This window comes from Klebsiella sp. S69 (genome assembly GCF_016516145.1).
Classification (GTDB): Bacteria; Pseudomonadota; Gammaproteobacteria; order Enterobacterales; family Enterobacteriaceae; genus Klebsiella; species Klebsiella oxytoca.
The window spans coordinates 314,393-333,158 of the sequence record NZ_JACVUU010000001.1 but is presented as its reverse complement, the minus strand read 5'-3'; the positions used below and the strand labels follow the sequence as shown (position 1 = coordinate 333,158).

At 50.0% G+C, this 18,766-nt stretch carries 23 protein-coding genes and 3 pseudogenes; 2 read left to right on the top strand and 24 right to left on the bottom strand.

The window, feature by feature from the left end; all coding sequences use genetic code 11:
• Positions 1–5 precede the first annotated feature (5 nt).
• The 8 genes and pseudogenes from IAE27_RS01625 to IAE27_RS01590 all read right to left on the bottom strand — a co-directional run bounded on the left by IAE27_RS01625 (position 6) and on the right by IAE27_RS01590 (position 6,776).
• Positions 6–440, bottom strand: coding sequence for a hypothetical protein (locus IAE27_RS01625; RefSeq protein WP_200091609.1), 435 nt, complete (start codon positions 438–440; stop codon positions 6–8).
• 3 nt (positions 441–443) lie between these two features.
• Complete coding sequence (locus IAE27_RS01620) at positions 444–1,640, bottom strand: DUF2213 domain-containing protein (protein WP_200091607.1); 1,197 nt, start codon at positions 1,638–1,640, stop codon at positions 444–446.
• A 247-nt stretch (positions 1,641–1,887) separates the two neighbouring features.
• Positions 1,888–2,007, bottom strand: a pseudogene (locus IAE27_RS01615).
• A gap of 17 nt (positions 2,008–2,024) precedes the next feature.
• Complete coding sequence (locus tag IAE27_RS01610) at positions 2,025–2,219, bottom strand: hypothetical protein (protein ID WP_156529843.1); 195 nt, start codon at positions 2,217–2,219, stop codon at positions 2,025–2,027.
• A gap of 31 nt (positions 2,220–2,250) precedes the next feature.
• On the bottom strand, positions 2,251–3,252 hold the full coding sequence (locus IAE27_RS01605; RefSeq protein ID WP_200091605.1) for a phage minor head protein: 1,002 nt from the start codon (positions 3,250–3,252) through the stop codon (positions 2,251–2,253).
• Positions 3,215–4,636, bottom strand: coding sequence for an anti-CBASS protein Acb1 family protein (locus tag IAE27_RS01600; RefSeq protein ID WP_200091603.1), 1,422 nt, complete (start codon positions 4,634–4,636; stop codon positions 3,215–3,217). The genes IAE27_RS01605 and IAE27_RS01600 overlap by 38 nt, the downstream gene beginning before the upstream one ends.
• A gap of 11 nt (positions 4,637–4,647) precedes the next feature.
• The gene (locus IAE27_RS01595) at positions 4,648–6,207 is read right to left on the bottom strand and encodes a terminase (protein WP_200091600.1); all 1,560 of its coding nucleotides are present in this window, start codon (positions 6,205–6,207) and stop codon (positions 4,648–4,650) included.
• Complete coding sequence (locus IAE27_RS01590) at positions 6,204–6,776, bottom strand: terminase small subunit (RefSeq protein WP_156529839.1); 573 nt, start codon at positions 6,774–6,776, stop codon at positions 6,204–6,206. Before IAE27_RS01590 ends, IAE27_RS01595 begins: the two co-directional genes overlap by 4 nt.
• A gap of 23 nt (positions 6,777–6,799) precedes the next feature.
• On the opposite strand from IAE27_RS01590, the gene IAE27_RS01585 reads away from it, so the two are divergent.
• Positions 6,800–7,087 (top strand): hypothetical protein, encoded by a 288-nt coding sequence (locus tag IAE27_RS01585; RefSeq protein WP_200091598.1) that lies wholly within the window; start codon positions 6,800–6,802, stop codon positions 7,085–7,087.
• A gap of 609 nt (positions 7,088–7,696) precedes the next feature.
• Here IAE27_RS01585 and IAE27_RS01580 read toward each other — a convergent pair.
• From IAE27_RS01580 to IAE27_RS01535, 11 genes and pseudogenes are all read right to left on the bottom strand, one after another.
• Positions 7,697–8,068, bottom strand: a complete 372-nt coding sequence (locus IAE27_RS01580) for a DUF2570 domain-containing protein (RefSeq protein ID WP_200091596.1) — start codon at positions 8,066–8,068, stop codon at positions 7,697–7,699.
• Positions 8,065–8,541 carry a glycoside hydrolase family protein gene (locus IAE27_RS01575; RefSeq protein ID WP_200091666.1) on the bottom strand — a complete coding sequence of 159 codons (477 nt, stop codon included), beginning with the start codon at positions 8,539–8,541 and terminating at the stop codon, positions 8,065–8,067. Before IAE27_RS01575 ends, IAE27_RS01580 begins: the two co-directional genes overlap by 4 nt.
• Complete coding sequence (locus IAE27_RS01570; RefSeq protein WP_200091663.1) at positions 8,525–8,848, bottom strand: phage holin, lambda family; 324 nt, start codon at positions 8,846–8,848, stop codon at positions 8,525–8,527. The genes IAE27_RS01575 and IAE27_RS01570 overlap by 17 nt, the downstream gene beginning before the upstream one ends.
• A gap of 665 nt (positions 8,849–9,513) precedes the next feature.
• Positions 9,514–10,203, bottom strand: a complete 690-nt coding sequence (locus IAE27_RS01565; RefSeq protein ID WP_200091594.1) for a bacteriophage antitermination protein Q — start codon at positions 10,201–10,203, stop codon at positions 9,514–9,516.
• Positions 10,200–10,316 carry a hypothetical protein gene (locus IAE27_RS29525; RefSeq protein ID WP_227685208.1) on the bottom strand — a complete coding sequence of 39 codons (117 nt, stop codon included), beginning with the start codon at positions 10,314–10,316 and terminating at the stop codon, positions 10,200–10,202. Before IAE27_RS29525 ends, IAE27_RS01565 begins: the two co-directional genes overlap by 4 nt.
• A complete protein-coding gene (locus IAE27_RS01560; RefSeq protein ID WP_200091592.1) occupies positions 10,313–10,957 on the bottom strand; it encodes a recombination protein NinG in 645 nt (214 codons plus the stop codon). The genes IAE27_RS29525 and IAE27_RS01560 overlap by 4 nt, the downstream gene beginning before the upstream one ends.
• A complete protein-coding gene (locus IAE27_RS01555) occupies positions 10,950–11,618 on the bottom strand; it encodes a metallophosphoesterase (protein ID WP_200091590.1) in 669 nt (222 codons plus the stop codon). The genes IAE27_RS01560 and IAE27_RS01555 overlap by 8 nt, the downstream gene beginning before the upstream one ends.
• On the bottom strand, positions 11,615–11,785 hold the full coding sequence (locus IAE27_RS01550) for a NinE family protein (protein ID WP_182409946.1): 171 nt from the start codon (positions 11,783–11,785) through the stop codon (positions 11,615–11,617). Before IAE27_RS01550 ends, IAE27_RS01555 begins: the two co-directional genes overlap by 4 nt.
• Positions 11,785–12,240 (bottom strand): YbcN family protein, encoded by a 456-nt coding sequence (locus tag IAE27_RS01545; protein WP_200091588.1) that lies wholly within the window; start codon positions 12,238–12,240, stop codon positions 11,785–11,787. The genes IAE27_RS01550 and IAE27_RS01545 overlap by 1 nt, the downstream gene beginning before the upstream one ends.
• A gap of 430 nt (positions 12,241–12,670) precedes the next feature.
• Positions 12,671–12,908: pseudogene (locus IAE27_RS29915) on the bottom strand (DNA polymerase III subunit theta).
• A gap of 52 nt (positions 12,909–12,960) precedes the next feature.
• Complete coding sequence (locus IAE27_RS01535) at positions 12,961–13,530, bottom strand: hypothetical protein (protein ID WP_200091586.1); 570 nt, start codon at positions 13,528–13,530, stop codon at positions 12,961–12,963.
• A 66-nt stretch (positions 13,531–13,596) separates the two neighbouring features.
• Here IAE27_RS01535 and IAE27_RS01530 point away from each other — a divergent pair.
• A pseudogene (locus IAE27_RS01530) lies at positions 13,597–13,890 on the top strand (capsid portal protein); the annotation flags it as partial.
• Between the two features lie 163 nt (positions 13,891–14,053).
• Here IAE27_RS01530 and IAE27_RS01525 read toward each other — a convergent pair.
• The 5 genes from IAE27_RS01525 to IAE27_RS01505 form a co-directional block, all read right to left on the bottom strand.
• Positions 14,054–14,773 carry an RloB family protein gene (locus IAE27_RS01525; RefSeq protein ID WP_200091584.1) on the bottom strand — a complete coding sequence of 240 codons (720 nt, stop codon included), beginning with the start codon at positions 14,771–14,773 and terminating at the stop codon, positions 14,054–14,056.
• A gap of 1 nt (position 14,774) precedes the next feature.
• The gene (locus IAE27_RS01520; RefSeq protein ID WP_200091580.1) at positions 14,775–16,040 is read right to left on the bottom strand and encodes an AAA family ATPase; all 1,266 of its coding nucleotides are present in this window, start codon (positions 16,038–16,040) and stop codon (positions 14,775–14,777) included.
• Positions 16,041–16,436: 396 nt separating this feature from the next.
• Positions 16,437–17,231 carry a replication protein P gene (locus IAE27_RS01515; protein ID WP_200091576.1) on the bottom strand — a complete coding sequence of 265 codons (795 nt, stop codon included), beginning with the start codon at positions 17,229–17,231 and terminating at the stop codon, positions 16,437–16,439.
• Complete coding sequence (locus IAE27_RS01510) at positions 17,213–18,049, bottom strand: replication protein (protein ID WP_200091572.1); 837 nt, start codon at positions 18,047–18,049, stop codon at positions 17,213–17,215. Before IAE27_RS01510 ends, IAE27_RS01515 begins: the two co-directional genes overlap by 19 nt.
• Before the next feature lie 89 nt (positions 18,050–18,138).
• Positions 18,139–18,681 (bottom strand): toxin YdaT domain-containing protein, encoded by a 543-nt coding sequence (locus tag IAE27_RS01505; RefSeq protein ID WP_200091564.1) that lies wholly within the window; start codon positions 18,679–18,681, stop codon positions 18,139–18,141.
• Positions 18,682–18,766: the final 85 nt, after the last annotated feature.

Sequence of the window (18,766 nt, the reverse complement as noted above, 5' to 3'; positions counted from 1 at the left end):
GCTCCTTATTTGAACACAACGCGAATCAGATCGCCCGCCACCGCAGTGACTGCTTTATCTTCTTCGACATAGGCGAATACGGCGGCATCGTCTGCAACCGCAGTGATCTGACCGTTGGCTACTGCAACCGGCTGGCCTTTGGTGTAGGTGCCCGCTGCTGCTCGCACGTTTAGGAACATGCCAGGTAGCGGATGAATACCAACAACCAATTCATTGGCTGGGATTGCGTCATCAACACTCAGGCAGCGCAGGTAGTCTTTGTTTGCCACATACTTGATGGCGGATTCTGCCCCGGCTACAGAGGCCGTGAACTTGTCAGCAGTACTGAAGAAGCCAACAGTACCAGGCAGAGTCGATGCAACTGCCCCGCCTTCACGGTTAAGTAGCGGATTAGGGAACACGCCGCCGGCGTGGATAATATGTTTTCCGTCTTTAGCCATTTTTTACTCCGGCATTTCGCTGACTGATTGGGTGTTGGTTGCCTGATTGCGGAATGCAGCGTTCAGGCCGAAAGAGGTCTGGCACTTGGCGTACATTGCATCGAGCGCCTTACCGTCCAGATCTGCAACTTCTTCATCGCTCATGTTCATCGCCAGCTTCACAGCTGCGCGCTTTTCGCCCTTCTCTTTGTCAGCGTTGGCATTGATCTGGCTGTTAAGTGCGGTGACCTGCTCAGTAAGGACTTTCGCCCACGCTGGCATTTCTTCGCTGTTGGTGGTCTGCTCTTTAGCCTTCTTGTCATCCGCTTCTTTCTTCTCACGTGCGGCCTTCTCTTCAGGCGTTTCTTCTTTGCTGTCGGCGTTTTCTGCCAGCATCTGGTTGTACGCGTCCATCAGCTCGGCATCGGTTTTACCGTCAACCGATTTACCTTTGGCCTTCAGCGCATTAACGATGAGCTCTTTCATCGGGTCTGTTTCCTTCTGGGTTGAATCGCTGTTGGCGCTGAAAAACGCCTTTAGCTGGTTGAAAAATGTTTTGAATGAGGCATCTTGCGGGTCTGGAACGTCAGCATCAGCGAGGTTCACTACTTCAATTTCAAGCTCGTCGCCTTCAGCATTTACGAAAATGCCGACTCCTTCTTCTGGCGTTCCGGCGCCGGGTTCATCGAGCAGCACCGCCACATGATCAAACATCATGTTGGTGGCGATCTCGTTGTACTTTTTGCCTTTTGACTCGCCATTAGCGGCAATGCCGGAATACAGCAATCCTGTGGAGATGTGGATGGGTTCTGAGTTGGTACCGGCCAGCATCTCATCCAGGCGGTTAATCAGGCGCTTGCCCTTATCGCTGGATTCGGCGTACTGGCGGTTGACGTACATGTCTCCCGTCACTCTTCTGTCTTTGTGGCTGACGTTCTGTAGCCAGGCGCCGACGTGGTACTCGTTCACCGCCCGGACATCGCGCGCCGACACATGCTTGCCGTCCACTTTCGGGTGGCCCAGCGGCATCGGGTTACGCTCGAGCGTGTTGTAGGCCTTTTCGATTTCTGCTGCCGGGTACAACTTCCGGTTCATCACGATATCGTCCACGACAGGCGTGATGCCGCGAACCACGATATGTGGCTTGCCGTCGATGGTTTCAGTAGTGATGTTTGAAGCGGAGTTGACGACGGTCAGCACGTTAACGCGGTTGCGTTTCATGCTGGGTCCTCGTTAGTAAAGTTTATTTTTGCGCGCTTGGCGGAGTTGCTTCTTTGTGGGTTTAACAGGGAACCACCAGGATGCTTCGACATTAAGCACCTCGCCGTCTTCATACCGTAGCTTTATCGTTACTCCCGGCTTCGAATAAACCCAACCGCGTCCATCGTATCTAAGTGTCCACATATGGGCCTCATTGGTGGATTACAGGCAATAAAAAACCCAGCGCTATGGCTGGGTCAGAAATTGTTTTTGGCTGCCGGATTCGAACCAGCGCTCTCGTCAAGCGTCAACATCATGCCGTACCGAGCACGACCAACAATAGAATGGTCGCGTTGATGCGTTACTCTACCAATTGAGTTACGCCAAAATTAATTTATCTAGTAGTTAATTAACCCGATTGAAGGCTGTGATGATTACCCCTTCAGGCAGTACCATATGTTTTTTGGCTATTTCTCTTGCTACTTTGCTGAAGAAAACATCTGGTTCAACATCGTCATGATCGGATAGAACAGCAGAACCATAAATAGGTTGCTCGCCATGTTTTAAGATCTGATAAGCAACGAAGTATTTTTTTAGCATGATTACCTCTATGGCATTGAATGAATGATAATTATGCTCCTTCCTTCCAGCTTATCCTCTCTTTTTTTAACTTATCAGCCAACCCTTCGTTGAATATGCTTCTATCGTCACTGAGAAGCACCGGAATCTGGCTGCAATAGCAGTTGTAACGATTGCCGTTCTCGGCGTAGAAGTCCTGCACCTCTTCTGTGGTGTAGACCTTGCCGTGACGGCTGGCGTGCCAGGTGCGCGTCGTTGGCTTGAGCGCCGACAGCCACAGCAGGCCGGTATTCAGCCCCAGCCGGTCAGCGGCCCAGTCAGTTTCATTCCACTGTGCCTGCCGAAGCGCGCCGACCTGCTCAGTCTGAGCGATGGTCTTAGCCTTCGACATCGACACATCGAGACGCTTGCTGATGACGCTTGCCGTCTCACGAGGATTCACGCCGCGCGCAACCGCATCGGTAATAATGTTGGTCAGGTCGCCGCGGGTGGTGTCGCTGATGACCTTCCAGTCACTGAACGTTGTAAGCCTGGCCGCCGCTATCTGGTTCAGATAACCGGGGCTGTTTAAAAGCTGCTGTAGAGTTGTCTGGCTGGCATATACCTGCGACTGCACCGAAAGGTTGGTGAAGGCGTTTAGCGTGCCGCGGTCATACTCCGCAATGACGTAGTCCATCGCCCATAGGTTCTGGTTGCCGCCATCGAGAAGCTCATCATCCAAAATTGACTGCACAACCTGCAGCAGGTCGGCCAGCTCAGCGGCGGTCATGTCATAGATGAACTTACCGGCGTTGACCTGATACAGCGAAGGGTCGGAACCCTCGTTGTTGCACATCATCCACGACTGATGTGCGTTCGCCTCTCGCTGCAGCCCTGTAAGCCTTTGGTCAAATAGTGCCTTTAGCCTGCGCTTTATGTTCAGATACCGGCCTTCGATATCCTGAAACATCTTGCTAACCGGCCTGGCTGATTGAGTTGGGTCGACTTTGCTGCGGGGGATTATCGGCGTACCGACTTTACTCTTTTGCTCCTGAGTCATCGGAAAGAGGATCATCGGTTGTCACCTTGTCTTCGGGGTTGGGCGGAATGACCTCTTTGCGTGGCTCAAGCTCGCCGACTGCCCTTACCTCGTTCTCATCGACCGCCGGGGTGCCGAAGGCTTGCTGAGTTTTCTGCGCCACATCGGCCATCTTATCCATGTTTGCGATCTTCTCTTTCTCGCTTGGCGCCAGTAAGTCAGACCATACCAGCGTGACCTCGCCCGATGCCGGAGGGTCGATAATGCCGATGGTCCAAAATCGCTCTATCACTCGCGTGATGACGTCGGACATAAAACCCCAGCGACGCTCGTTGCATCGGTTGGCCCAGGCCGTTTTATCTTCCTCTGATGCGAGGTTACCAGTCTGTTTGCCGAACATGATGTTGAACGGACACTGAATCGTCGAAGCGAATGAGTTTGCCGATACTGTCCAGGTTGGGGTTGGGTCAGCAGCAGCGACAGAGAGAACGCTCGCCTTCCCTGCCTGCATGGCTATTGCCGCATCCGTACCGCGGTTAAGCTTATTCACCTTGTCATTCATCGCATCGCCAAGGCTGTTATATCCAGCATCTTTGGCTTGCTTGATGAGCGTGTCAATTTGGGTGGCGGCGTCGAACTCCATCGCCAGTTGACGGCTGGCGTTCTTCAGGAACCCCTCAGCACTACCGCCTTTCGTCTTCTCAATATCAAGGAGGTCATTGTAGCCGGCCTCAAGAAGCGGGATTCCCGACAGGATATTCTCATCCTCTGAGCCTTCACAGAGCAGAATGATACGGTCAGGATGCACCTGAACCGAACGAGGGCTGCTATACGTGCCCTCGTCGCCTATCGGTTGTTCATTAAACTGATAGCTGACGGGCTGCCCGTAGGTTTCCGACCAAGTATCAATATCAAGGTTGCCAGGTTTGACTTGCGGCTCCCATGCCGGGATCAGTTTAACCAGTGCAGCACTACCTAGCCTCTGAACCAGTGCCACATCAACAGGCTCACTCCAGTCTCGATTATCTTTCACCTGAATCAGAAGTGCTGAGTAACGCCCAACCATATTGCGGCGGTCAGCGTCTTTAATTTTCGCCCAGTGCTTTTTCATCAGTTTGGTAACTGACTTTTCCCATGGGGTGGTTTCGGTCGACTCCCTGTCTTCATCACCATCGATAATGGTCGGCCTGTCCATCCAGCAGGAATCAAGCAATTTATGAACTGCTGCAAAACCGGTTGAACCGCGGCGATACTGTCGATAGAAGTTGTCGAAAGTTAGTGTGTCCGGATAACCGAACTCGTCCCATAACTTTGTCCGTTTGACGTTGCCATTACGCCCTGCGTAGAGCATGCGCTGGCGCCCAATTGCATCAGCAAGGGCATTAACGAGGAACTGCTCCCCGGTGCTTAATTCACTCACTGATGAGCTCCTTAGAAGAAGACTGCGCCAACCTTTTTCGGTGAGTGCAGTACGCGGTAACGAGTACCATCCCAGTCATGATCTTCCTGCTGGGTGTCTACGTCGTCAGGGTTTTTATCGTCGCGGACAAGCACAGGGATACGGCTAATCCAGCCTCGGCAGTAGTCGAAAACGTAGAATGCTGGCTTCTCAGGCACGCCTGATTCCAGCTTTTTACCTTCGATAACAGCTTCCAGCATGTCAGCGAATAACGATGCGCCATTGATGCGGGAGCCGGGCTTTTTGTCAGCAGGCAACCATGTAACTCCCTGCGCTTCCATCTTCTGCGCGATAGATAACTCGTTATCACCAGTGTTGAATATCGCGCCGTCAGCCGGTCCAGGAATAACTTCGCTGCAGATGCCAGGCATAATGTGAAGCTGGCCCTGGGTGACACCGTCGATTTGAATCTCTTCCGGCTCGTCGACGTCTTCGCCCGCCAGCCGCTTGTCAATCCACGCCACGCCTTTCGCGACGTTGGTGGATGACATATTCAGGCCTTTGTTCAGCTCGTCAGGCGGGCAGCCGTACCATTCTCCGATCAGGATTATCGAACCTGCCGGCGGGCAGAACTGTCGACCATCTGGCAGCTCGGCGGCAGTGCCATCAGCCTGCGCCCACCATAGATTAGAGAACGGTTTCGACTCACCCCAGTCATGAGAACGATCGACGGTCCAGCTATCCGGTATGCGGAACGGCTTAATGACGTGCAGCGATTCATTCCACAGGTGGTCAAAGCGCCCGCCGCTGGTGACATCCCATGAGCCTTCTACCCACGCTTTACGCCGGTTCGGGTCTTTAATAGCCATCAGGGTCGCGATGTACTGCGGATCAAGATACGGGTTCTCTTTGAACGAGCCGTGGATTGCAACGCGGGTGAGCGTCACATCTTCCTCTTTCTCCGTCTGCGGGTTAAATACCCGCTGCGTTTCGCGGATGATAGTCCCTCGGGGAGCTGGCTCTATGAATCGTTTCTTTACCCATGTGTGGCCGATGCCAAAGGGGTTGGTCGTGCTGAAGGTCTCCAGCGGGATCGGCTTAAGCAGAGAGCCGTTAGCAAGCGGGTAATTCTCTGGCCTGAACGATGAGCGCCGGCAGGAGAACATCATTTCGTAGAACTCGGCAGATTGCTGCTTTGTCAGTTCGTTGAATCCGATAAAGGGGAATTCCTGCCCGTGATAATCCCAGTAGTCGCTCTCTTCTTTCCCGAACCGGAAGAGAAGCTCTTCACCAGTCGGCCACACCCAACGCAATTCCGAGGCTGATGCCAGGTAGCGCGCGCCGTCATTAAACAAGCGATACATACGCTTTGACTGGGTGATAATGTCGGTGAGGTTCTTATACTCGGTATCGAAAATGACACCGCGCCAGAAAGAGCCATATCCCAGACCCACGAGGCGACGAAAGCGCGCCAGCTGTGCGGCGGTTTTACCAGGCCCACGCGTTCCCTCGTAGAGGATTTCGTTACACGGACAACTCAGGGACAGCGACTGTGACCCCGGCAAAGGTTTCCAGACAGCTTTGTAATTCATCCACCAAGAACCTCGCTCTGCTGCTTTTGCGCTGCCGCTTCCCATTCATCAACGTTATCGCAGGTCGGAACGGGCATAATGCTATGAGTTGCAGTTACCTTCTGTTCAACCTGCTCCTTGAAAGCCTGCACTCGGACGTGTTTGCCCAGCAATTCGAGGTTTTTCACTTTGTCCGGCCACTTAATCTTTTTGAGGATGGTCTCGGCCGACTCTTCATCGAAGTTCTGGATAGTAGTGCTAATATCCAGCCCAGTGAGCGTCGTTCTCCACGACCTTGGCCAGAGGTTGATAGCCTTCAGGCTGCCATCGTCGTTAAGGATATCCATAACATCCATCTGGTCGATTTCAACCAAACGACGCAACACATAATCTGCATCGATGCCCACATCCTCGTTGCGCTTACTCTTGAGTTCGGCGATCCTGTTGTGGATGTCAACTTTTGACAACAACTTAGCGGCAATGCGGTTAGCAGTCTTAGCGCTGTACCCCGCCCGAATAGCCGCTTGCGTGGCGTTTAAATCGATGAGGTACTCGCGACAGAACATTTCTTGCTTGTCGGTGAGTGCCATATGTTTCTCAATGAGGTTTTATAATGGAAAAGGTTACTTTAAAAGTTAAAAATGGCCCTGATATTGCATTTAATGGTGAAGAAGTGGCTTACGAACATATCCGGGAAGAAGACACAGCTTTGCGTGTTTATGATACTGAGAAAGGTCATTGGCTCATGACACTTACGTCTAACGATGACGTACTTTTAAAGCATGAGATTTTCGAGAATAAGTCTGTAGAAAGCCTTGTTAATACTCTCGGTTACACAGCTTATGCCAAATCTATATACGAACAATTAGGTATCGACACAACCAAAAATCTAGACATCTAAACATTTTTGCAAATTATAATTATCTAAGCCACTCCAGAGAGTGGCTTCAGTAATGCAGGCTCTTATCTCATCGCAGCCCCTTGCTGCGTGCCGGATGCTCGGTTACGAGCACCCGCTGTGAGATGGATGGGCTGACTTCTGTCCAGCCCAGTTTCTCCGGTAGTCAACAGAGCCATATAGACAGGAGAATGAAGAGTAGGAGCATGGTCACAACCCTACTTTGAGAGTGATTGCTGCAGACTCATTTAACGTACACAATAAGAGCACTTGTCTACTATAAGAGACAAGACATCCTTCATGGTGCAGATGATTTAAGTGCCACAATAGAAGCCAACACTTGGCGCTATCTGAACTTAATGGAGGATTTATGAAACAAAAATATTATGTCGACTTGGCCGCTTCCTATTGCCTGTTCTTTAATGCTGCTATTGAACTTGCTTTGAATGCTCATTCTCTGTTTGTCGAGCTTTCTCAATACTTCTAATCCCTGCCTTATCCAGATTGCACTGCCCCAGCGCAGAGTAAAGCTTCGCGTTTAACTCCAGACTAGCCTGCCACGTGAACGGAACATCCATTCTGGGGATCGTTGTGTCTGCAGTAAGGTCAGCGCTAATCGGGACCACCGGCGCCGGCACGTAAACCGTCCGCGTATTCCCGCATGATGTCAGTAGCGGCAGCAGGAACAAGCTGCTTAGCACACTGATCGCCTTCAAGCGCCTGCCTGATGTAGATAACACGCTGCTCACCTGCCTGGGAAAGTTCGGTCTTTGCATTCTGGGTTATCCGGGAAATGTCATTGATTAGGTTCATGGCAGTGATTACGCTATTGCTAACAGTCTCGGCGTTTTCCGCTCTGACCGTTGCTTTATCGCGCTGCTCTTTGAACTTGGTGGCGTTGTCGTAATAGTGGTTAAGCGCCCAGCCAAGCGACACGATGATGCAGGCGACAACAGCAATGAGGAGTGCAGTTAATCGGCTCATGACTTTGACTCTTTTACCGTACCGCCAGCCTCTTTAAATTTTGCAATGAGGTTTTCGGCCTTATGTTCAAACTGGCCATAGCCGGCGCCGGGTAATGACGCCCAGATATTGCTGCAGCGATCGATAGCCTGACGAATCAGCCCGCTATCAATGAGCGGCAGCGCGCCACGTTCTTTAATCTGCTGGAGAGCGACCTGGTCCTGCGATGCCGGAGAGAAGTCTTTCAAACCAAGTTGTTTCCGGTACGCATCCCACCATCTGGCCAGCAGCTGATACCGCCCGGCAGCCGTAGATTTTAGTTTGGGGTTTAACGTAACTAGTTTTCGGGGATGATCGGCGTAATTGCTGAACAACGAACCACCAACAATCACATCATAACCACGATTCTTTGTCGGCTGACCTGCCTTATCGGTACCTTCAGACCAGGCGAGCATATCCAGAAATGCTCTACGCTGCTTATTGAGTTCCTGCATCATCAACCCCTGCTTTTCTGGCGGCGAACTTCTTAATCAGGCTGCCGATCGAGTCCGTACCGATATAGCCAATGAACACGCTGGCGATGTAGGCGAGATTGCTGCTCAACCCCGTAAAGTCGAGTAGATCACGAACGAACCAGGCAATCATTGCGCACATAAGCGCATCAATTAGCGTCTTCGTCATGGCGCCACCGTTATACCGGCCTCGTAGGTACGCCATCATAAAAGCTAGTAGTGCGCCAATGCCCTGCTCCTTAGCTGCCAGCAGAGCGGCGATGAAATCTTGTTTGTAGGGCATACGCATATCTCTCACCTCCGGTATTTCCGGTTGGCGCTGTGTGTGTTTGAAAAGGGTCAGGCCCGTCAGGCTGGATTTAACAACGAAGCGTGTCGATGATGATTCCCGCGGGACCTGATAATAAAAAAGCCATGCAAATGCATGGCCCTGTGATTTGAATCCGTTATTTACAAAATGAATTCGAGAAATTATCTTTCGATTTCCGGACAAAAAAACATATACCGGGACAAAATCTAAATGTAACTGCCTTGCCTGCATGAAACCATGCGGGCTTTTTTTTGCCTAAAGAAAAGGCCCGCCGAAGCGAGCCTGCCACTGCTGTTTCTAATTTTGAGGTGATTGTGGTGCCGGATGCCTCCCGGTGAGCCTTTGGCTGACCAACCATTGCTCGCGGTCAATTTTTCATATGGCATTATCATCATGATGCCGCCTTGTCACTTCCGCCCCTCCGCACCGGAGGATTCACCACGCCGGAAATTTTACATCCGACCAATTTTTTTTCAATGCCATACGACGATGTGACAGGGGTACTGATGCAAAGTATCTCGCGAATCCCCCTGTCGTATCGCCGGAAAGCAAAAAGCCCAAGGTGTTAACCTCGGGCTTGAATTCTTTGTGTCGACAATCAAAGCTTTGGCGACGATATCAGATTTACATGAAATATATGCGTTTCAATCCAGTTTTGCAAGACTTCTATCGAAATTTGTCGCCTTTTGTTGTGAACGTGATCGCGTAACCTGCAACAAAGCACCGCTGTCTAGGCGCAGGAAGATGTGGCGCATCTCAATCCAGCGCTCCGTAAACGTCTCGGACCAGTTCTTTGGCGTTACACCGACCAGTTCCGCCATCTTCTGATATTCGTAAGTATCACGGCCCGCCAGCTCTGCTTTCACGTCCTGCGCCGCCAGCCAGATAAGCTGACGCAGGCGATCGACAGTTTTCTTTGCAATGCGAACGCCGGCAAGATTCTCGCTAAATTGCTCCCATGCCCACCGGGTTATCGTCTCCTGGTGCTCCCAGCGGATATTGTCGCTGTAGTTCCAGAGGAGCCAGGATTTCTGATGCTCTTCCAGCGAAAGCAATGCCCGGCGCCAGCTCGCCGTCGAATACTCAACGGGCAGAACGAGGGCGATTGCGGAGCCTTTCGTGCGGGACTGGCTGCCGGCCATCGCTGGGCCGTCCGGGTTCACCATGCGCTGCTTATCCTTGTCGAATACCTTTTTCCTTCCCCGGCTGCGCGCCGTTGCTGTGAATTGCGCGTTCTCAGCGAAAGCTACCAGTTGCCCTTTCGTCGCCCCGCTAAGATCTGCGGTCGCCACAATGAGCTGCTGACGTACGTATTCCAGTTGCTGATTGTTCATGCGGCTTCCTTATGTGGCTGGTTGGTTTTGGTCTGGCTGTGCTTTGCTACTGGTGGCAGGCTGGCGCGCTTAACGCTTTCTGCCTGGTATTGGAGGAAGTCGGCGTGGTTCATGCGGCCTCCTGTCGGCGGGCCCGGCGTTTTTCCAGCGCGCGGGCTTTACGGGTGAAGATGGATTTGATGCGCTGCAGGTACGGGATGTCGAATCGGCGCGGTTCATTATCAGACTCAAGGCGCTCTACACGTTCCTGCCCGATGCGCTCAATCAACCGAATACGGTACTCGACGGCATTACCACTCAATTGACGGTTGCACCGGGTGCAGGCGGAGTGGACGTTAAACACGTTGAATTTAAGATGCGATGCAGCGCCGCGCGAGCGGTAATGACTGGCATCGATGGCGCTACCAGTCAGATAATTGCTTTTTCCGAAGAGTGGATTGCCGCAGCTGACACATTCTTTCCCCTCATCCCGGATACGGATGTAGCGGTTGAAGGCCGATTGAGCCTCTTTATCCCACTGGGATTTAGACTTTAGTGACTCACGCTTTTCTTGTCGGCGTTTTCGCCCAGCCTTCTCGGCTTCCTTCTGCTCCTTGATGCGCTTAGCCGCGGCTTTCACCTTCTCCTTTTCTCGTTCTTCCATCGCGATGATTGTGCCGTGCTCCGGACAGCACCAGCGGATCCGGATATCGTGGAATTTCGGCACGAAGTATTCACCGCATACTTTGCATTTACGGCGGGATGGTTTACGCATGGTCACCACCCTGAACCTGCACCAGCGTTAGGTTTCCGCAGAACACAGCGCCGGTATCGATGTACATCTGGTTTTCATACTTCACGGGCTGGTGGGCTGGGGTGTGTCCGAAAATAAAAAGATCAGCACCGGCTATCGGCGAGACAATGCCGTCCTGAGCGTCGCTAACCCGCTCACGATTCCAGATCACCATTTCTTCTGATACTGGCTTATCGAACGCATATTCGTTATGCGGGTAGTCAGCGTGGCAGATAACAACCTTCCGTTCAGCGGTAACCAACTCGATGACGAATGGCAGATCAGCCGCTTTGTGAACCAGAGCCTTAGCCAGCACTTCTTTGTCATAGTCGAGATTGAAGAACCAACCGCCACCATTTACCAGCCAGTGATTGACGTTTCCGTACTCTGAAAGGCTGTCTACCATCATCTGCTCATGGTTTCCGCGCACAGCCCGGAACCACGGCATAGTAATCAGCTTCAGGCACTCGACGTTTTCCGCGCCGCGGTCAACAAGGTCACCAACCGAGATCAGCAAATCACGAGCCGGGTCGAACGAAACCTTTTCGAGCTCACTCATCAGCAGCGTGTAGCACCCATGCAGATCGCCGACGACGAAGATATTGCGCCAGTCAGCGCCATTAATGCGTTGATACATGCTCATGCGGATTTTCTCCTCGCCGCGAGACGCAGCCATTTCTGATCAACCAGGCGGGCGGTGTAGTCCTTCATGGTCGGGATTTCGGACGGCTTAACCACGGCCTTGCGCTGGCGGCGCGCCGGTACGCGGAAGATTTCGTTTGTGATGACGCGGGAAAGTGGAGTAGACATCAGGCCTCCTGCTTATCGCGCAGTTGCTGGTATTCACAGCTCTGCGGAATGGTCAGGTGACACCCAATATTCATCGCCCAGGCTTCGACTTTGCACAGGAAGATGTACATCTCGCCGGTTTCCAGATCGGCGGTATGGCGGAGGGATTGAACCGTAGTCACCTCTCCGGACACGACGTCTACCCGGTCTTTGCTTTCGTAGCCGAGATAAGTGTGCTTCATCGCGTCTTTGACCCACTCAGGCGTAGCGAAGGCCTTACCGCGGGCGATGAGGTAGTCGCTGATTTCCGTGTACCACATATGGCTGAGCGCGTTCTGCGACAGGCTGCGCTTCTCGCGCCATGGCTTAACCTGCAGGCGGAAGCATTGCCCGGCATCCAGCAACGGCTGAATCTGCTGGCCGATGGTCGCGAAGTTGCCGCGATGGAGTTTGATGCCGTCTACTGGAAGAGTCATACGGCCTCCTTAACGGAAACCGCAGAATGTAGAAAGTCGCAGGTGCATTTCTGCATCTGTGACAAAGTGAGGAGTTCAGATTGTGGTCGCATTTAAGTCCCCTTAAATGCGCAGAAGTCACCGGAGTTGTTCAGGCTCCGATGACATGATTATGGCTGGTTGATAACGTAAAATCAATTTAATGGCTTCGGTTTATAAATCTTGATCGCTTCCTCAAGTGATTCATGTTTTATCTCTCTCTGGTGGGCAACCAGAAAGCTTTCTCCTTCGTACGGATACACCGTTAAAGAATATTTTTCATTCTCTAAAACTATGGACCGTATCTCAGGAGGGATTCTTCCAACATATGGTTGACACGTAACGTAGGAATCGAATTCGCCGCGAAAAACTAAAATTTGTCGCTCCATACCTCTCCTTATTTTTTATTTAGCTATACCATTTCGATGTAGCGTGGATCTGATGCTCGGGGCCACTGGATGCTCTGCTCGCGGTAGTAGCGCACGCGCTCCATGAAGTATTCGCGAAGGCTCCGGTTGTTCTCTGGCGACTACTTCGGCAACGACAGGCATGTTAAGGCGCTCTTTGTAGGCGACGCCGGACCCGGCAAGGTCAACGTTAACCTTGTCCTGCTCGTCTTTTAGTTTAGCTGCAATGTTATATCCTGACATGTCTTTCCCTCCTTCTTTTCTCAGCCTTTATGCGACAATTTTCACGTACCGACTAACGACGATAGCCATTAGCCATATAGTCACGATAAATATCAAAGTGCTTTCCAATCTCTTCGCTTTTAGTGACCATCGCAGAAACGATCTGTATCTCATTGCTAAGTGGAATGCCTAAAGACTGAGAGGCTTGTGATAACAAAGGTATATTATCAATACCATAAAACTTAATATCTTCTGATTGTTTTAGGGATTTATATGTACTTTCAGATAGTGCACCTTCGATATCTGCTTCACTTGAAATCTCATTGATGGCTCTCACACTTAGAACAACCTTGAGCTGCTCTTGCGGTCGCTTTGGGAATAGCCATGTATTCCCCGAATAAACCTCAGAGATATCATATTTTCTTGCTAACTCAGTTAACATGCTGTTGGAGGTTATAATCTGCTTTGCAAAAAAAAACACATATAGTGCTGTTGCGGCAAATACTAAAAACGCATAGAAGTCAGCGCCCATCAGATGCAATTTGACAATTAACCCTACAAGCACGATTAAGGCAAAAGACGCAGACAGGGCTGTTTGCGTATTTAATTTATTGATTTCTTTTGATATGTTCTTTCTTTCCATAATTAAACCCCTCTTGTTATGAGGAGATTATATATCATTGCCGCGCGTGCTGCGCGGCTTTGAGTAATGAAATGCTCCAAGGGACCGGGCAACTTCCGCAACCTGTTTATGTACTCCCCCAACGGGAAAAAAAACGGCATCCAGATCATTCCACTGTCAGAAGTAGCGGCAAAGGATGAGTTTCTAAACATTAAGAACGTGAGCCGTGATGACATGCTGGCAGCTCACCGCGTGCCGCCGCAGCTGATGGGGATTATTCCAACAAATACTGGCGGGTTCGGTGATGTTGAAAAAGCGGCGCGCGTTTTCGTACGCAACGAGCTGACACCGCTGCAGTGCCGCATCACTGAAGTTAACTAGTGGCTGGGTGACGAAGTTATACGCTTTAACCCATACCTGACCGATGAAGACTGACGCGCAGCTTGTCAACCTTTGATAACAACCGCCCTTCTCCGGGCGGTTTTTGATTACCCCCCTAAACCACCTCCCCAAAAGGTGGTTTAGGGGGGCAATCAAAACGCTCTTAAGATCGTTTCTGTTTACGATTCGACTCTATTTGTTTTTTAAGCTGGATAAGTCTTTCAACCAACTCAAAAACTTTTGTACTTGGATTATCAGTATCGCTAGCATCAGCTGCCTGTAAACTTCTCTTAGCCCTCAGGACTACTTCATTTAAATCTTTTGAATCTAGAGCATTAAGGGTTTTATGAAAAATCCCTTTTGCGCCTTTCTCATAGTTCTTAATATATTTTTTTAACTCACTGACAATTTGATTTCCCGAACTGTTACCCGGTAAATTTCTAAATGCCTTTGTCGAATAGGTATAATGAAGAAGTAACCAATACTCAAAACAAGGTACTGAATTTACAGTAAACCAACTTGAACTTGGTTTACTTCTCCTGAGAGCATCGAGTGCTGCCACATAGTCAGTGTGGGCATCCTTATCAATCACTACAAAGATTTGATCATAAGGAGCCCCCTTTTCAGTCATTTCTTTATGTTTTTCTTTTGCATGACGAACAACACACATTGGACTAGAGCCACACTCACCAGTTACATCAATTACACTTGCTGTAAGTAATTCATAATGGTTAATCAAATCCTCAAAATAGTTTGGTTCAGTTTTCTTACCCTCACAAACAATTAATATTTTAGCGAGAGGGGATTTAACTGCATTACGTCTTGCCAGATCCTTAGCAGTTTTAGGACCACGTTTCTTTTTAAATAAATCCTCGCTTCCCATATCAAATCCCCGTCAATTTCTTGATGAACGGCAATGCTCCATATCTACCGTCTAGGTATGCGGCTTCTAGATTTTCCCTTCCCTTTCTTGGGCTAAAATCAGTCAATGGATATAGATTGGTTTCACTGAGTTCATTTTTCTCACAAAACCAGACTTGATCGCGTCTAAAAATGCTTTGATTCAGAATGGATGTCTCATGCGTTGAGAAAATTAACTGAGCACCTTTTTTATTAGTATCAGGACTATTAAAAAGATTTACCAAAAAACTAACCAGCTTTGGATGCAATGTATCGTGAAGCTCATCGATAAATAGTACATATCCATTATCGAGGGCGTCCAGCCATGGACCAGCTAAAGAAAAAAGTTTTTGAGTGCCATGAGACTCTTCCTCAAGAGAAAAACTAACCGGCTCCCCTTTATCGTTATAATGCACGGTAGTAACATCAAGGATATCTTTATCCTTCATGTTAGAAATAACGATTTTTTTGATATCATCTGGCATATCAGAGGGCAAATCGTCTGGATTAAATTTTTCTTTTGTAACTAAAACATCATCAATGCCAATGTCTGCAGCTTTCAAGAAATTCAAGATATCTTTCTTCGTATCCTCAGTGCAGCGTTTGGCGGAGAATGTATTGGCCCATCCTTTAATACCAGAAAGTCTCAGTGTTTTTTTAAACCAAGTAAATACAGGCTTAAGCTGCTCACTATTTAATTGAACAGCTGTAGATAAGAACAAGGCATTATTTCTAGTTGAGCGCTGCCAAACTTGTTTTTCACCAAGCAGTGATGCGCCAAAATCCCACTCATATTCCTGTTTCTCTTCATCCCAAGCTCTGAAATACCGCTTTTGAGGTCTTCCTTTTGGGTACGCAAAGAGCCATTCATCAATAATTCTTTCATTTGTAGCAGAAAAACCAAACTGATACCGAATGCCCTCTGCAATAAAAGTAACTTCAAATTCAGTAGGATTTTTAATTGAATCTGAATCAAGCTTGAAAGGGAATACAGGAACCTCTTCGCCAGCCTGAGTATTAGATGCAGATTGAGTAACGATATCCATCATAGCTCTGACAGCGAGAAGCACATTCGATTTTCCCGCTGCGTTAGCACCGTAAATAACAGCTGACTTGAGAACATTAAGGTTAACGTTTCCTTCAACTGTAAAGATATTCTCTTCTAACTCATTACTTTTGTTAGCAATAAGTGAAAATGTTTGTTTGTTTTTGATTGAGAGATAGTTCTCAACATTGAATTCAATAAGCATTTTTCCCCTCCTGGTGGTTGAATAATCTTAGTTGCAAAAGCAACAAACGTCACCAACAACCAAATCTTAGGACACTTTATGACAAAAAACGTCAAAATGGTACTCATAAAACGGTTCAACGCCCATTTTAAGACTTAATCACCTTTGCTTTCAGCTAGCTTTGCGCCCTGAACGCGCGCTCGTATCCCCGCCACGCCTGCCCGCTTTCTGTAGCAGTTTTCATGCACATGCATGAAATATGAAAACCCTCGCCAGTACTGGCGGGCGGGGGCTAAAACGCTCCACAAACGATACCGACAGAAGAGTCCAGGCCCGTTCCGGTGCGTATCTCTGAAAAAGTGCAACCGGGATGACTGCCGATAAAATTGATGACGATTTGAGTTCCGGATATACGTTTCATTGAATCAGCCCCTTTTCTTTGCCAATCAGGTATTCGTCCCGCAGCCACTGAGCCGGGGTTAGCGCGCCGAGTGATGCGGCGCCAGGCATGCAGCCAAAGCTTTTGCCTTCCGGATGAAAACCCTGCTGCCGACTGACATGGTTTGTCGGAATTGCCTCCTGGTTGTTCTCCAGCGCCAGTACCGGTGACGGTATTTGCTCTCCGGCGGCGACTTTAAGCGCCCAGTCTTCCAGCTTTTTGGCGGCATATTTCTCGGTTTCCGCCTCGCTGAGCTGTCGCTGATACATTGCCCGCCGGGTATCGGTGACAATCCAGTACATGACCGGGTGAGACCAGGGGAAGCGTTCCGCGCCTCCGGTGTGAAGCCCCTTCTCGCGGTTGTAACGTTGAAATTCACCCATCACATCAGCCAGCTTGATACCGAGGACCGTGCCGCTGTCCTTGCACCACTTGATGAACTGTCCGGGCGATGGCCAGAACGGCGACTCACTGGCTCTTGCATGGCGCACACCGGCGGATAACTGTTCGCGGGTGCGGATACCGTTTTCCGAAAATGCCGCAATCCACTGCTGCTTAGCCACTCGCTCGTCAGCATCGGATCGGAGGTTGGTTTGCGTTGCTGCCGGGAAAATCTGCTTCAACTGCATGAACAGCGCGTCAACAAGGCGCTCAGCGTCTGAATTCACAACCCGGCCATGCTCAGGGGTGCCCCCGGCCATGCTTGCCATCGCTGCACCATCCCGATTGTTTATTGCGCGGTAGAGTTCAGGTTTCACAGGAAATCCCTCCATGCATCCGGGCTGTTCCAGTGGAGGCCTTCCTGCCCTGCATCTCGGCTGCGCTTCGCCTGTCCGTCAGGTTCAAACAGACCTTGCCAGCCATTGGCGATGCTTCGGTTAATGATTTCTTCAGGCGCGTATCCGTTCAGCCTGCAGCGGTCGAGCAGGTTGATGGCCTGCGTCACGGTCTGCTGAGACTTGATCGGCTTTTTCAGGTCACGACGGTATTCAACCCACGAAGACCAGGTTACTACGGACAGCCAGTCAGGCAGTTGAACACTGGCCGCATCGAACGAAACCGCCCGGGGGGATTTAGGGGGTTTATTACTATTGTCTTTATTGTCTTTTGTATGTTTGTCTTTTGTGTTTACCTGATTTGGGTAATAGCCGTTACCTGATTCGGGTAAACTTTTCTTACCTGATTCAGGTAAATTTACCTTTTTCAGGTAAGGTTTTTTTTCTGTACCTTTTACAGGTAAAGATGACCATTCGCTGACCGTTTTATTAATCCCGATAACACGACCGGTTTGAGTTAATATCCCACGCTTAACCAGGACGCTTTTTGCAGCTGAGCACTTATGCGGGAGAATGCCGGTCAGCTCCGAAATCTGCTCGTTACTGACCCAGTCAGATTTCTTATTGAAACCGTATGTTTTGCGCATGACAGCCATGAACACCAAAAGCTGATGCTGCGACAAGCCTGCATGCATGACAGCCTCAAGGAGCTCATTGGCGATGCGCGTAAACCCATCGTCGAGATCTGCCACTCGCAGCTCCTGTATTCCCGAAACTACATCAGGAAAGTTGAGAATTTTTGCGGTATTTGACATACTTACTCCCGTTACTTGGCGTAACACAGTGTCTTGAAAGCCGTAGCTGCTACCAACAGCGCGGCTTTCGCCTTTATTGAGACTTCCCATCACATAACCCCCAGCATCGATGTCACCATCGTCATCAGTGGGCCTACCTGCTCCGGCATGAGGCGAAACAGCGAAGCGATACCCTCGCTTACCTCCTTCAGCTTCTGGTGCTCTGGAGCGCCCAGCAGAACGGCCTGCTTTGCTTCTGCACACTCTTTCATTGCAGAGGCAATCAGAGACATCGTGTCGTTCTGAGGCACCAGGCGGTTGCGAAACTCCAGCGGCAGAACAGCCAGGATTGCCGGTGTCAGCTGACGAACGTTCTCGCGGTACTGATCGGAATCAAACCGGTTATCCAGGAAGCGAAAGAGTTTCTGCCGGGCCCGGCTGATATCGCCAGGAAAGCTGATTGAATCGCCGCCCTGTTCCCGGTACTCATTGATAATCAATGCTGATACCACGTCCTGATTGTCGATAGCCGACGCCCAGGCTCTTACTGCATCTCGGATCAGGTCATGATCGTGACCCTGCTCTGTTTGAGCGCGATTTATCATCGCGGCCGGAACGAATCCGGTATTGTGTTGATACGTAAGTGATTGCATTTGCATTCCCTTAGTTAAATAGTTTCCAAATGGCTGATAATTCAGCCGTTAGATTTAATTTCCTGATTGTTAAAGAGCGTTAAGC

What these genes read in the sequence shown, in the direction of transcription:
- IAE27_RS01565 (WP_200091594.1), bottom strand. Translation starts at nt 10,203, where the DNA reads ATGAACAATCAGCAACTGGAATACGTACGTCAGCAGCTCATTGTGGCG.
- IAE27_RS01595 (WP_200091600.1), bottom strand. Translation starts at nt 6,207, where the DNA reads ATGAATTACAAAGCTGTCTGGAAACCTTTGCCGGGGTCACAGTCGCTG.
- IAE27_RS01550 (WP_182409946.1), bottom strand. Translation starts at nt 11,785, where the DNA reads ATGTCTACTCCACTTTCCCGCGTCATCACAAACGAAATCTTCCGCGTA.
- IAE27_RS01520 (WP_200091580.1), bottom strand. Translation starts at nt 16,040, where the DNA reads ATGCTTATTGAATTCAATGTTGAGAACTATCTCTCAATCAAAAACAAA.
- IAE27_RS01515 (WP_200091576.1), bottom strand. Translation starts at nt 17,231, where the DNA reads ATGGAGGGATTTCCTGTGAAACCTGAACTCTACCGCGCAATAAACAAT.
- IAE27_RS01585 (WP_200091598.1), top strand. Translation starts at nt 6,800, where the DNA reads ATGGAAAAGGTTACTTTAAAAGTTAAAAATGGCCCTGATATTGCATTT.
- IAE27_RS01590 (WP_156529839.1), bottom strand. Translation starts at nt 6,776, where the DNA reads ATGGCACTCACCGACAAGCAAGAAATGTTCTGTCGCGAGTACCTCATC.
- IAE27_RS01555 (WP_200091590.1), bottom strand. Translation starts at nt 11,618, where the DNA reads ATGAGCATGTATCAACGCATTAATGGCGCTGACTGGCGCAATATCTTC.
- IAE27_RS01505 (WP_200091564.1), bottom strand. Translation starts at nt 18,681, where the DNA reads ATGCAATCACTTACGTATCAACACAATACCGGATTCGTTCCGGCCGCG.
- IAE27_RS01575 (WP_200091666.1), bottom strand. Translation starts at nt 8,541, where the DNA reads ATGCAGGAACTCAATAAGCAGCGTAGAGCATTTCTGGATATGCTCGCC.
- IAE27_RS01510 (WP_200091572.1), bottom strand. Translation starts at nt 18,049, where the DNA reads ATGTCAAATACCGCAAAAATTCTCAACTTTCCTGATGTAGTTTCGGGA.
- IAE27_RS01525 (WP_200091584.1), bottom strand. Translation starts at nt 14,773, where the DNA reads ATGGGAAGCGAGGATTTATTTAAAAAGAAACGTGGTCCTAAAACTGCT.
- IAE27_RS01620 (WP_200091607.1), bottom strand. Translation starts at nt 1,640, where the DNA reads ATGAAACGCAACCGCGTTAACGTGCTGACCGTCGTCAACTCCGCTTCA.
- IAE27_RS01545 (WP_200091588.1), bottom strand. Translation starts at nt 12,240, where the DNA reads ATGACTCTTCCAGTAGACGGCATCAAACTCCATCGCGGCAACTTCGCG.
- IAE27_RS01535 (WP_200091586.1), bottom strand. Translation starts at nt 13,530, where the DNA reads ATGGAAAGAAAGAACATATCAAAAGAAATCAATAAATTAAATACGCAA.
- IAE27_RS01580 (WP_200091596.1), bottom strand. Translation starts at nt 8,068, where the DNA reads ATGAGCCGATTAACTGCACTCCTCATTGCTGTTGTCGCCTGCATCATC.
- IAE27_RS01605 (WP_200091605.1), bottom strand. Translation starts at nt 3,252, where the DNA reads ATGATCCTCTTTCCGATGACTCAGGAGCAAAAGAGTAAAGTCGGTACG.
- IAE27_RS01625 (WP_200091609.1), bottom strand. Translation starts at nt 440, where the DNA reads ATGGCTAAAGACGGAAAACATATTATCCACGCCGGCGGCGTGTTCCCT.
- IAE27_RS01570 (WP_200091663.1), bottom strand. Translation starts at nt 8,848, where the DNA reads ATGCGTATGCCCTACAAACAAGATTTCATCGCCGCTCTGCTGGCAGCT.
- IAE27_RS29525 (WP_227685208.1), bottom strand. Translation starts at nt 10,316, where the DNA reads ATGAACCACGCCGACTTCCTCCAATACCAGGCAGAAAGCGTTAAGCGC.
- IAE27_RS01610 (WP_156529843.1), bottom strand. Translation starts at nt 2,219, where the DNA reads ATGCTAAAAAAATACTTCGTTGCTTATCAGATCTTAAAACATGGCGAG.
- IAE27_RS01560 (WP_200091592.1), bottom strand. Translation starts at nt 10,957, where the DNA reads ATGCGTAAACCATCCCGCCGTAAATGCAAAGTATGCGGTGAATACTTC.